Genomic DNA, 12,930 nt, shown 5'->3' with positions numbered 1-12,930 from the left:
TTTATTTGTTTTGATTGATATAAAACTTAAATCGATCAGATCGATAATAGCTTTTAAAGGTTTCAATTGGAATCTCTCGACCATTGACGATACCGTAGGTAATGGCTCTAAAAAGTATAACCGGTTGCTTTTGATTGATATCTAGCAGTGTGGCTACTTCATCTAAAGCCAAAACTGCTTCTAGCGTTCTTTTCGCTGAAGTAATCTTAACATTATAGATGTTTTCCAGAACATCGTAGATGGATTCCTTCGAGAAGTCATGCTCCTCGATGCCAGGAAAATATTTGATTGGTAGATATGTAGTGGTGTAGTTCACCGGTATTTTATCTGCGTAGTACACTCTCTTCACCATGTAGACCATCTCATTATTCGCAAGATGCAGCCTTTTCTGCCTGGTCTTATCCGCCTCTATAACCTCTTCTTTAATCAATGCTTTCGTGGGAGTCATCCCCATTTTTATAATGTCTTCTGTACAGCTCATAATAGAGACTAAGTCATGCTCTGCCTCTTCTTCTCGTAGAAACGTACCTTTTCCCTGGACTCGGTACAGGTATCCTTCATTGACCAAGTCATCTACAGCTCTCTTAGCTGTAATCCGGCTAACATTAAACTGCTTCATCAGTTCTCGTTCACTGGGAATCATTTGAGTCTCCGCAAAAGCTTCACTATTAATCAGCTCAATCAGTTTCTTTTTGACCACATAATACTTCGGGGCCATTTCATAAGTATTATCCATTTCACACATCACATCCTTATGTCATTATGTTGATATAACCACTTACCTAAGTATAGCGATAACGTTTCCATCAGTCAAGAGGGAACGTTATCATAATCGGTATTTTATTTCTAAATCTTTGGCCTATTATCTGAAATATAACTTGTAGCTCAAACTCACTGGGTATTCCGGGATAAATTGACCCACCTGTCCGGTGTAACGATACCGTAGTTCCGGTCATAGAGTACCACCATTCCAGAGTTGGGATACCGGTATATCAGCTTTGAAATCGTTAACTTATAATATATTCATACATCGTAAGATGTAAATATATTATAAGGAGGTCATATATATGACCGAGTATCGAGAAATTTTGAGACTGCATTCTATGGGTTTTAGTCAAAGAAACATTGCCTATAGCTGTCATGCCTCAAAAACCACAGTCAGCCGAGTTCTTAAGAAAGCCAAGGAACTTGGCATTGTCTGGCCGCTTGATGAAAACCAGACCAATGGTGTCCTGGCAAAGCTGTTTTCCACTCCTTCGGGCAAGCCCGAAGACGCCAGCCCCAAACCCGACTTCGCATATATTCGTAAGGAACTTATGAGAAGCGGTGTTACGAAAAAGCTGCTCTGGGTAGAGTATATGGAAGAGTGCAAGATGAACAATCAGACTCCACTAATGTACTCTCAGTTCTGTCACCACATCCAGAAAGAGGAACAGAAACATCGTGCTTCAATGCACATCAGCCGCAAGCCGGGAGAACAGATAGAAGTTGATTGGGCTGGAGATCCAGCACACATCATTGATCCTGACACGGGAGAAATTACAGATGTTTCCATCTTCGTTGCAACCATGTCTTATAGTCAGTATGCCTATGCTGAAGGATTCTTGAATGAGAAACAGCAGGCTTGGATTACGGCCCATATCCACATGTATAACTATTTTGGCGGTGTGGCTAAAATTCTGGTGCCTGATAATCTTCGGACTGCAGTAGATCACAATAAAGATTGGTATACACCGAAGTTGAACAGATCCTATCACGAAATGGCGGAGCACTACGGTGCAGCAATCCTACCCGCAAGGGTAAGACGCCCCAAGGATAAGCCCAATGCAGAAGGCGCAGTAGGCCATATTTCCACATGGATCGTAGGAGCGCTTCGTAATGAGCAGTTTTTCTCCTTGACTGAACTAAACAGTGCCATAATGAAGAAACTGAATGCGCTGAACCGTAAAGAGTTCCAAAAGAAAGAAGGAAGCAGGTTAAGTCTCTTCCGTAACGAAGAAATGCCGTTCTTACTCCCACTTCCTACTTCCCCATATGAACTCGCAGTTTGGAAACAAGCTACAGTTCAGTTCAATTATCACATATCCGTGGAGGGAATGCTATATTCCGTTCCTTTTGAATACATCAAGAAGAAAGTGGATGTAAGAATTACAGAGACTATCATTGAGGCCTTCTACAACCAGAACCGTATTGCTTCGCACAGGCGCCTCTACGGGCGTAGAGGGCAATACAGCACTATTCCTGAACATATGCCTCCTGATCATCAACGATATGTGGAATGGGACGGAAACAGATTCAGGAAATGGGCTGAAAAAATAGGTCCTCACACTCTTATAGTCATAAACTCCATGCTTTCCTACTATAAGGTGGAACAGCAAGGTTACAGATCCTGTATGGGACTTCTGCAGCTTTCCAAGAAATATGGAGAGAGAAGACTGGAAGCTGCCTGTGAAAAGGCGATGGGATTCACAGGAAGTCCGAGTTTAAAAATCATAAAGAATATTCTAGCAACATCGAATGACAAACCCTTACCGCCAGACCCTCCAGAGACGAAAAAGAATGTTTATGGGATGACCCGTGGAGCAAAATATTATGGAGGTAATGGAAATGATAAATAGAAGCACAATTGAGAAACTTATTGAAATGAAACTGGTAGGAATGGCCGATGCCTTTCGGCATCAGTTAAGTGATCCACATATGAATAAAGTTGCATTTGAAGATCGATTTGGGATGATGGTTGATATTGAGTACACCAGAAGAAAGAACAATCGATTAGATCGCTTAATCAAAAATGCAGAATTCGATCAGGCCGATGCCAATATCATGGATATAGATTATAATTCCGGTCGTAGATTGAACAGAGATCTTATTATGAGACTTGCAACGTGTGAATATATAGCTGATAACAGAAATATATTCATCTCAGGGGCTACAGGTAGTGGGAAGACTTATCTTGGGTGTGCCTTCGGCATGGAGGCCTGCAAACAGTATTACAAAACAAAATATGTCCGTCTTCCTGATTTCTTGATCGACTTAGAATATGCTCGAAGCAATGGAACTTACAAGAAAGTCATGAGTAAATACACCAATCCCATTGTGCTCATCATTGATGAATGGTTGTTGACTAAACCAACAGAAAGCCAGATTGTGGATATTTTCGAATTGCTGCATCATAGGAGGAAAAAATCTTCCACGATCATTTGCTCACAATATCGTCACCAAGGCTGGTATGAACAGTTGAGTGGAGATGAAAACCCCCTCGCTGATGCTATCCTTGACCGAATTGTTCATGATGCCTACAAAATACACATAGAGCCAATAGACCCTGAAAAGGACATTTCCATGAGACAACTATATGGCCTGGACCAATCTGCCAGTGAATAATATCCATTAAGCGGTATCATGAGTCAGGACAAGCGGTATCCACCGCACCGGATTCATGGTACATCTAAACAAGAATATTCAGTTATGATCCCATGAGCTTTATGTCTAATGTTTTCACACGAATTTCCGCAGCTTGTTTAGATACATGGAAAGCTTCAGCCAAGGCATCAATGATGAGTTCATTGATAATAGTTGGGCTAAATCCTAACCACATATGATCATTGATTTTACTACCCACTTTATAGTTCGCCTTTATCTCCATCGCTTTCTTTCTAAACATCTCTGCAGGCATTAGAATTGCTGCGGCTAAATTGTCGGCTTGCCATTCCATCCATTCTTCAGGTGTTTTAGGACTGTAGGCTTTTTCTTGCGGACATCGACAGGCCTTTGCTAAAGACTTATCCTTCAATCCCATCATTGTAAACCGTAATTTGTGGATATGCCAGTGAACAATTTCATGTGCTATTGTAAAACGCTCACGACCTCTATTACTTACATCACCAATATTACTCTCCACAAGTAGTGTACCTCTCTTATATGGTCTTAGAACATATTGGTCATTTTCAGGGTCATATAACTCGACAGCTCCATCAGAGAATATCATCATACCTAATGTTTCACAAGCTTCATCGATATTGACATAATCAATCTCAAGTTCCATTTTAAGCTCTGCGATATCTTCAACAGGAACCGGCATTGGACGCTCTAATGCTTCTGGATAATACTTACGCAGAAACTTTGTGGCCTCTATATCCATCTCTTTCTTGCTGATAATCGGCACAAAATCGCTGTTCAACTTCATAGGCAACCCCTCCTTACTTATTGTAGACTTCTATACTGTTGATTGAAAAGTTATCAAATGAATGGCCTTCAAGTACTGCGCTACAGTTTAACTGGAACCACTGTGGAACTGACTCTTGAATTGATTCTTTTGCAAAATAGTCACCGATTTCTACGTCACAATTTACAAGGACATCAAACTCAAATTCGTCATCTTCCTGGTTAAAATTAAAAACCCGCAGTATCTGAATGTCATCCAAGGATGCTTCCAGGACTTCATTAACAACATTTGCACGAATGGTGAGATCATACTCATCATAGTTATCTGTTAATTCTTCATTCAACGCGTCAAATATCTCTTGATAGAAATCTCTTTGCAATATTTCTTTGAACATCTCCGTCATCCGATGCCCTCCTTATTCTTCATCATCCAGCGCTTTAATAAAGTCTTCCCATGCCTTCTTAGTTGAATCAGTACCACTTGCCTCGCTCTTTTTACGAGCTTTTCTAAGTGCAGTTCTGGCAAGTTCACTGTCTTTGATATACTCTGGTAAATCCATCGGTATCTCGTCTCTGTCAACTGATGCCATATCTACCATCTCATCAAATTCACCATTAGTTAATCCTAGTATTTTCGCTAACTCTTGAAGTGTATTGAGGTTAGGTGGGTTTCTTCTTCCCTTCTCGATATCACTCCAATAAGCTGGTGATAGATCTAGCAATTCTGCCATACCTCTTAAACTGATTTCCTTCTCTTTTCTCTTGTTTGCAACAAATTCTCCAAATTGATTAGGACTCACAAAATTCACCTCCATTCTATATAGCAACACCTTATTATAGGTATTAGCCTTCTCACATTTCACGCAATTTAAAACAAATGCTGTTGGTGATCTTGCTGCTCTTTTACAAAACCCAGGCTCTTCAAGCGAATCTTTGCAGCTGCTAAAGATACATCAAACAAATCCGCCAGTTCACGAGCCATAACATCTACCCATAAGTCTTTCTCAAAGTCAGTACCTAATTGATAACAACCTTCCTTAAGTTTTGCTAATTTAAATTTGCCTTTAACAACTCTACTAAACGCCCGCTGAGGCATAAGAATGGTTGAAGCCAAATAATCAGCTTGCCACTCCATCCAGTCATCATCTGTACCTAGTTCTTTCCTACCGTTACTTTCAATATCTGACGTTCGACACTTGATTAGTGGTAATTTCTTATCTTCAATTTTCATTACATCGAAAAGAGAAATCTGACTCTTATCTTGTAAATACAGATGCCTATGCAGAAACCAATGAGCAGTTTCATGAGCTAATGTAAATCTTCCACGCCTTAACTGGTCCTCTTCAAGTAATCTGTTATCAACGATTATTGTTTTCTCGTTGATAGGTATTCGTTTTGCCTTCTCTCTCTCGGCATCATAAACAGGTATGTGACAGTCGTTAAAGACAATCATGCCCAGTATTGAACCATCATGCGTCAAATCTTTATAGTCCATCTCCAACCCTGCATAACTTTCTACGAAAAGTTCTACGTCCAAAGCTCCTGGTTCTGTAACAAGAGTAGGTTTATATGAATATAAGACTTGCTCTGCTATATCTTCAATCTCTTTTTTTGAGAGAATAGGCACACCATTTTTCTTGGTTCTAAAATCCAGTGAGATCAATCGACCACCCCTTTCAAGATTGCGTGTATGCTTCTATGCGAACATTGTATCATGAAAATATCTTCCACGTCAATTACCAAATGGAAGATTTTTCAGATATTTTTATTCGAAAATTTCAAATATCGCATTTTACTCATTTCAGCTGCTCTAAATTATTCCTCTAACTCTGCCATCTTTTCTCGGCGCTTCTGATCTAGAGTTTTAGTTTCACCTTTAATAAGAGTCCACTCATAAATATTAACCGCTGACCATCCAGTAACTTTTTCCGCCCAGTTATTAAAGGTCATCACTATCCCTTGAAATTCAACCGATCTAGAGTCTTTTACAAATGCCTCAGAATTATCGAAGTTTTTAATAACAATTGTATCTCCCGCTTTAAGAAGTCCCCACTCAAACAGCTTATCCATTCTTGGCAGATAGGTTCTAGTAATACCGGTAGCCCCTTCGGTCCTAACCTCAACAGTTTTCTTTTCACTGATTTCAACATAGAAATCCTCAAGCAGTTGTGGTGGGAGTAATCTATTTATCTCCAAAAACAATCCTTCTCCAACCTTCAGAGGCTTCAAAGTAAAGCAGCTGATATCTACATGATTGGCAATGAGCCAAGCGACTGCCGATTCGGTTTGACGGTCAAACGATGAAGCGATCAAAATAATTCTTTGCTTCTTATTAAATGTTTTCATGGCATTGTTCTTTTCCAGGAAAGACTCTAGGATCCTCGTAGCCTTTTCGTGAGGTGTCAAACCACCAAGATCGAATTCATGTGCATATCTCATAACATATGGAGCAAATATCTTATCCACCAGTTCTTCCGGTGTTTTAATCTTTGCATAGCCTGCTGCATAACGGATGGCCTGAAACTCTAACTCTTCTTTTCTGGACTTGATATCCTCAACATCACGCTTAATCTCGATAAGAACAAGATTTCCATTTTCATCAATAGCAGTGAGATCGCTTCGTCCCTTTTCACTATTGGTGACCTGGCTTCCGATAATTAGGAGAGATTCATCAGTTAAAAGAAGTTCAATATTTGTCCTGATGAACTCTTCGATATGTGATTCTTTAAGATTTAAAGACTTGAAACTGGTCTCTGTTATATCCATTTCATCTACAGTTATATTTGCATCAGTCTTGATTGGTATGATCATTGTTGGCGGCACCTCCTTTATGTATGCTAACTTTCATCTTTCCCCAGACAACACTTCTTATATTTCTTTCCAGACCCACAAGGGCATGGATCGTTTCTGCCAATTTTCTGTCTCGACTTCATGTCGATTACATTAGATCCACCAAAGTCAAATGGCTTATCCGGAAGTGGTCTCAGGTTTGGCTTTTCAAACTTCTCAAAGATTTCATTTGGAGTGTGGCCGTTGTTTTCCCATATCCTAATGTTATTTGAGAGATCCATAATGAGCTGCATGACTTCATTAGTCTGGTTCATGTCTTCAAAGCTTATCTTCATTTTGTTGAAGGAATCAAATATTACCTGCATGTTCACGCCAAACTGACACATTCCTTGGATATCCTCAGCCAGCCATTCAGCCTTTTCATCTCCCGGCTTAAAGAAGTTCTTCTGCAGATAACTCAGCAGATTATTATATTGCTTTGATTTCTCAAAGTAACTTTCATCAACATAGTTAAGAAGCTCCTCTTTAGCAGGAACATAGTATGGCTTATCTGCTTTCTTTCTGAGCATCAAGTCAAATTCATTGTTATCAATGATGGTTTCCATTACAAAGTAATCCTTGTGAGTGAATACGAAATTGTCCTCTAACTCTTGCGGAGGATTGGCTAATATCTTATCAACTGCGCTACAATTGATCTGATCTTCATTCTGGCTATTGTAGATTTCTACAATTTTATCCTTATGGACCATTCCATATAGATTTGTTAATGCGATTATATACTGTATTAATTGGTTCATTGCATCTCTCCGTTCATTTCAATTTCATTTGTTGCCCTATATTCCAATTATAATCATACCCTAAAAAGCTTAACATTCTCATTTGGTATTTTCATCTCTGACACAAATTCAGTTATTTTCCTTAATCCATCTGAACTATACCAGCTTATGAACCATTTCAAATCAGCGCTACTGGTATTATACTTAATAATCTCTTTAAAGTATGGATAATCAACCTTTGATAATGAATGTCCAATTACAACAATGTTTTTGATGCCTTCCAGCGATTTGAAGTAAGACTTATTCTTGATTATAACTTCACTGGTTTTCTTGGCTGAGTTTTCATAATAATCTTCAATGAGACCAACAGTATTATTAATTGCATCGTATCTCATTTGACTCTTCCAATTCCCCTTTGTTTCGTCTTTTAAGAAATATCCTAAATAAACTGGGTTGTCATTATGATCATATCGTCGATCTTTTTCCAACAGTCTTGGCTGAAATTCCTTACGGTTTTTATTTGCTTGGTACCATTCTTCAAAGACTTCTTCTATGTCATGCCCATGCCCCAATACAAGCTGGTTCTTCTTATCTCTTCTATCCCCATGAATATATAAAATATTCTCTTGAGGTACTCCATAGATTGTTTCCAAAAACTCAGTATAGTTAAAATTGATATATCGAGCATCCATTTTGATTATATTATCTACAGGCTTCGAGAGGCTAAGTGGTTTTAAAGTGCTTATCCACTTTCTGAATCTCTTAGGAAGCTCTTGAGTTAAAATATATATTTGGGATGTAGCGATATCTTGGGCAGCAAAGTAATCCGCAGCTGAAAAATCATCATCGTCTTCATCAGGCACATCAAAATCATCTAGCCAATCATCAAGAGTTCCTAGCATCATTTCTCGATCCAAGTATGCCAAGCCATCCTCAAAATTACCCCATACATCTTCTTGTCTGATATAGTTTTCCAATGTGAATCTCAATATGTTTTTTCTACCAATAGAATCTCTAAAATTGTAATAGCTGGATTTAACACCATGCATTATATCGAATCCATTACCTATTATGAAAAGTGAGGTAGCAGAATCATTCAAAGGTATTTCTGCCTTTTCAATAGGCATAAATGGTAAAGCGGAAAGAACCTCTTCGAGTTCTACTCTTTCTTTCTCTCGCTTAAGCCCGGCCTTCTTTTTATCACGACATGGCTTACATCGTTTAGGCGTTTCAAGACCTTTACTGAGATAGAAATCCTGTTCTCCTACTGTGAAAAAACCAGCTCCGCAGTCTATGCATTTTAACAAAAAGTCTGTTTTCTCTGCCACTACTTCACCTCAATTCCTGCTGAAGATATTGCTTCTGCATGACAAACTAATACCTTACTTTTTGTCTATGCAGCATTTTTTGTACTTTTTACCACTCCCGCATGGGCATGGATCATTTCTACCTGGTAGCTTTACTTTCATTACAACTGCATGCTTTCCATCTCGCCAAGCTAAATCCATGTTATTTACTTTCTCATGGTATAAATCCCGCCAAATGATCTCAGGCAACCCTCCGTTTTTAAGAGTAGTCTCCCCATTTGCATTATAATCAATAAAGCACACGAAGTTCTCATTTTTAGGCATTAATTCCTTATTACTTCTTGAATCATTCCTATAAACATTGATATACAGAGCATCTGCTTCCATCGATCCATTTTTGATTGCCATTGTAGGGTTTTGAATATTTCGTACAGACTTTAACCAGTTAATCGCTTCTTCAAACATCACAAGAAGCTCTTTCTTATCATTTATGTTTCCGACAAATAAATGCGCTTTCAATCTTTTTCGATCTTCTAAACTAGCATCTTGCACATTATTGATTTTAAACTTATCAGTAGAATAATTAGGATACCTATAGTATTTATATTCCTGCATATCAACTTCATGTGTAGCAGGATCCCATACAATAACATCATTGCGATCTAAAGCTGATTGAACCGCCTCAACAATTTCACATCTATGTGTCAAAACACTTTCAATTTCTTCATGGGTAAAACGCACCCAGCTCGTTTGTAACCTTTCATTACTAAATGAAATGAAGTATTTGTCGTAATCACAATACCTTTTGTACGCAAGAATTCCAATTTCAACAGCTGTTTGCAATATAAATGTTCTATCCAGGTTTTCAATGTATACATCAATGTTTAGTTGCTTATGTTGGTCTGCAGTATCAACACCATTAACATTTGTCACCCTAATAGAGGGAAGACTAAGCTCCATCGAAAATAGTCCTAATGCCGGGAAAGTTTCTTCATGTCTATTTATATTTATTTTATCAATATGATTATTTATGAATAAAGCAAAGCCCAAAAGAACTGCACTTGCTGTGTCATATGCATTATCTAACAATTTATCAAATTCATATGTCTTCAGCGTTTTGGATTCAACTATCCTGTTTTTTGAATAGGTAAAATTAATATCTCTTCCATTGTCTCTTAAAACTACATTGCCATGATTAATTGCATTTCTAATGTCTATATCAACATACTGTACCAACTTTTCAAAACCATTACTACTCAAGGCTTCACAGATTGGTTTCAACTTGTTTTGTGTTGAGAAATCTTTTGAAGTGGTTTTATCGATGATTAATAAAATTCCTCGAAATAAATTTGTGAGGCACCCCTCTACAATAGATATATATGTAGGAATCCTATACAATCTATTTTTAATAATCGGGCTGTCATTAAGTTCTGAGAGGTCTTTTATAATATCAGAGAGTTGAGAATACGTATGATATCCAATTAAAAAATGTTCCAAAATAGTCTCGTCAAAGTTAATCAGTTGCTGATTTAATTTGAACACATCTTCTAGCTCTTTATATGTTTGTTCAAATATCTGCTGATTCCAATAATAATTTGGTTCATTAAATAGTAGTTCATTAAATAGACATAGGAACTCATCGGAAATATGTTTAACGTTCAATTTCAACTTTGAGTTTAACTCTTGAATAACTTCATTCTTATTTCCTTTTGAGTAATACCTTGCTTTACAGGCCTCAAAATAATCCACAAGTAACACCTCCCTCAGTTATTAAGCCAATATTTGTATCATTCACTTAGAATGAACTTCCAGCAAAATTCAATCCAATAAAACCTAAGTTAATTGAATAGCCTGTAAGTCTGTTCGATTTTATTAAACCTTTAATACCTCTAATTATCATAAGGCATCCCTCCTTCATAAGCTTCACTGGCTTGTTTCGTCCATCCATTGGATCTTGAGGGAAATCCATCCTAAGTAAATGATTATATTTTTCCTTTGATACTATATTCTGACAGTTATTCTTCTTAAAAACGGACACTACTTATCTCTTCATGTCCGTCCTAGATGTCTCTAAATAGCCCTACTTCAAATTCAAGCAAAGAGTCAATTCAAACAACTTATGAGTTTACTCCTGATTCCCCAGGCAGCACTTTTTGAATTTCTTTCCCGAACCACAAGGACATGGATCGTTCCTGCCGATTTTTTTCGACGTTTTATTAGGCTCATGTGGAATAATTGGTATATGACCCTTAATCATTAACTCAATTTCTCGTAGTCTATATAAATACTCAGAAATCACAATAATAGCTTGAATCAAATGAATTGCTTCATTTTCGAATTCGAGTAGATACTTTGTCAGTTGTTTGCTTCTATCTTTTGGATTAGGTATATATGTTATTTGCTGTGTTATGGTGTTGTATTCAACATCGTTATGACCTATTGCATTTCTCAACTTTGAATTAACCTGTAAATTCAACTTATCAACGTATATTTCATCACTATTGCAGTAATGATACCTTGTACCTTTTGACGCAGCTATAAAACCATCAAGATTTTTTATCTTCTCGTTAATGGGTTGAACTGATTCAAAATTACCACGATACTTTATATTGTCTAGTGCAACAGGCAAAATCATAAGGTTCCCCAACGCCTCGTATGCATCAAGATAAAACTGTTTTACAGAATCAAAATCGCTAGTTGAGGATCCCTCAACATCATAATCAATAATGGCAGCTTCCTGATAAAACTGAATTGAAAATGCTGGAATAAGCGATTGGTAATTTTTAATGAAACCATCAAGCACTTTGTATATCAAAGCTTGTAAATCAACCAAGCCATATCCATCGTGATTATTTAGATAATCAATAAGCTTTGTCAGTTCTATATTGTTAAGTTTTAGAATATCACTGCTAAACGAAAGATCTTCTAAAAGATCACCTCTTAATGGCGAGAGAAACCCATGAACTTCTACCATGTGAATTGCTCTCATGATTTCGAACTCATTTCTACATGGCATGATATTTTCAGGGAATACTTTTCTTATCTCTTGAAGAAGGTATTCTCTATTTCCATTTTGAGCTAAATCGATAATGCGTTTGAAATCTTTCCATCTACCTGCTGTTCGAATGAAAGTCTGTACACTCTTAGTAAACTTATTATAACCGTCATCCGACATTCTCGACACATTCGTCATGAAAGGTGTGGTGATGTTTGCGATGGATTGTTCTTCTGCATTCTGCTTGTTTGTTGGAAACTCTCCAGAGCATTCTACAATAAAATCTGGCTTTTCGTCATTATTAAGAATGTCAGCATTCTCAAATTCAAATTTAAGTCCAGGCTGCATTTGACCGATGTCTACTTTACCCGAAAGAGATACACCACATTTGCCACAGGCTATAACTATCGGATGTTGTTCCAACCAACCTACTTGTAATCGCACCCTAGTGATGCTATTGCAAACTCTACATTTGATATAACTGTTATGTACCATAGCATCAACTTCCTTTCTGATTAAAGCCCCTCTCCACACCATACCCATCAACAAAATATTCTGTAAACTCATCTTCTTAAAAAAACGGACATCTCTGCTTCTAAAAATGCCCGTCCTCTTTCACTGCTTATCTGAAAAGTTACCATCACTGCTTATCTGGGTGTCAAAGTAATCATGCGTATCTCAAAATTCACTACCTGAAAAATCCAGCGTCACTACCGATCTTGATGTCACGATATCAATCAGAATCAGTTCAAATACCCCATTCTCTTTGAAGTATCATCTCTGCATATCTCGAATGTCACGTTCATCCCACTGTTGCTTCTAACGCCTCATATAAGATTCCCAAATCCCCCATGTGGAGGAATAGTTTCTTGGGGACTAGGGAACTAGCCGGACAGCA

The 12,930-nt window shown here is 37.7% G+C and carries 12 protein-coding genes; 2 read left to right on the top strand and 10 right to left on the bottom strand.

Annotated elements, in window-relative coordinates:
- Position 1: 1 nt before the first annotated feature.
- Positions 2-736: a GntR family transcriptional regulator gene (locus tag J3A84_RS08640; RefSeq protein WP_207599617.1), complete on the bottom strand. Its 735-nt coding sequence runs from the start codon at positions 734-736 to the stop codon at positions 2-4.
- Between the two features lie 331 nt (positions 737-1,067).
- On the opposite strand from J3A84_RS08640, the gene istA reads away from it, so the two are divergent.
- Entirely contained in the window at positions 1,068-2,618 is a 1,551-nt protein-coding gene (gene istA / locus J3A84_RS08635; RefSeq protein ID WP_207599616.1) for an IS21 family transposase, read from the top strand.
- Entirely contained in the window at positions 2,608-3,384 is a 777-nt protein-coding gene (locus J3A84_RS08630) for an ATP-binding protein (protein ID WP_207599615.1), read from the top strand. Before istA ends, J3A84_RS08630 begins: the two co-directional genes overlap by 11 nt.
- A gap of 82 nt (positions 3,385-3,466) precedes the next feature.
- On the opposite strand, the gene J3A84_RS08625 is transcribed toward J3A84_RS08630, so the two are convergent.
- The 9 genes from J3A84_RS08625 to J3A84_RS15400 form a co-directional block, all read right to left on the bottom strand.
- Positions 3,467-4,186 carry an ImmA/IrrE family metallo-endopeptidase gene (locus J3A84_RS08625; protein ID WP_207599614.1) on the bottom strand — a complete coding sequence of 240 codons (720 nt, stop codon included), beginning with the start codon at positions 4,184-4,186 and terminating at the stop codon, positions 3,467-3,469.
- Positions 4,187-4,199: 13 nt separating this feature from the next.
- Positions 4,200-4,568, bottom strand: coding sequence for a hypothetical protein (locus J3A84_RS08620; protein WP_207599613.1), 369 nt, complete (start codon positions 4,566-4,568; stop codon positions 4,200-4,202).
- 12 nt (positions 4,569-4,580) lie between these two features.
- Positions 4,581-4,964 carry a helix-turn-helix domain-containing protein gene (locus J3A84_RS08615; protein WP_342590954.1) on the bottom strand — a complete coding sequence of 128 codons (384 nt, stop codon included), beginning with the start codon at positions 4,962-4,964 and terminating at the stop codon, positions 4,581-4,583.
- A 68-nt stretch (positions 4,965-5,032) separates the two neighbouring features.
- Positions 5,033-5,827 carry an ImmA/IrrE family metallo-endopeptidase gene (locus J3A84_RS08610; protein ID WP_207599611.1) on the bottom strand — a complete coding sequence of 265 codons (795 nt, stop codon included), beginning with the start codon at positions 5,825-5,827 and terminating at the stop codon, positions 5,033-5,035.
- 152 nt (positions 5,828-5,979) lie between these two features.
- The gene (locus J3A84_RS08605; RefSeq protein ID WP_207599610.1) at positions 5,980-6,975 is read right to left on the bottom strand and encodes a PDDEXK family nuclease; all 996 of its coding nucleotides are present in this window, start codon (positions 6,973-6,975) and stop codon (positions 5,980-5,982) included.
- Between the two features lie 26 nt (positions 6,976-7,001).
- The gene (locus J3A84_RS08600) at positions 7,002-7,751 is read right to left on the bottom strand and encodes a YecA family protein (protein WP_207599609.1); all 750 of its coding nucleotides are present in this window, start codon (positions 7,749-7,751) and stop codon (positions 7,002-7,004) included.
- Positions 7,752-7,804: 53 nt separating this feature from the next.
- Complete coding sequence (locus tag J3A84_RS08595; protein WP_342590953.1) at positions 7,805-9,058, bottom strand: AbiH family protein; 1,254 nt, start codon at positions 9,056-9,058, stop codon at positions 7,805-7,807.
- Between the two features lie 54 nt (positions 9,059-9,112).
- Entirely contained in the window at positions 9,113-10,786 is a 1,674-nt protein-coding gene (locus J3A84_RS15455; RefSeq protein WP_342590952.1) for an SEC-C metal-binding domain-containing protein, read from the bottom strand.
- A 376-nt stretch (positions 10,787-11,162) separates the two neighbouring features.
- A complete protein-coding gene (locus J3A84_RS15400; protein ID WP_207599608.1) occupies positions 11,163-12,527 on the bottom strand; it encodes a YecA family protein in 1,365 nt (454 codons plus the stop codon).
- Between the last annotated feature and the right edge of the window lie 403 nt (positions 12,528-12,930).

The organism is Proteiniclasticum aestuarii, from assembly GCF_017368455.1.
Taxonomy (GTDB): Bacteria; Bacillota; Clostridia; order Clostridiales; family Clostridiaceae; genus Proteiniclasticum; species Proteiniclasticum aestuarii.
Note: the sequence above shows the minus strand (reverse complement) of the source record. Positions and strands in the feature narration are given on the sequence as shown.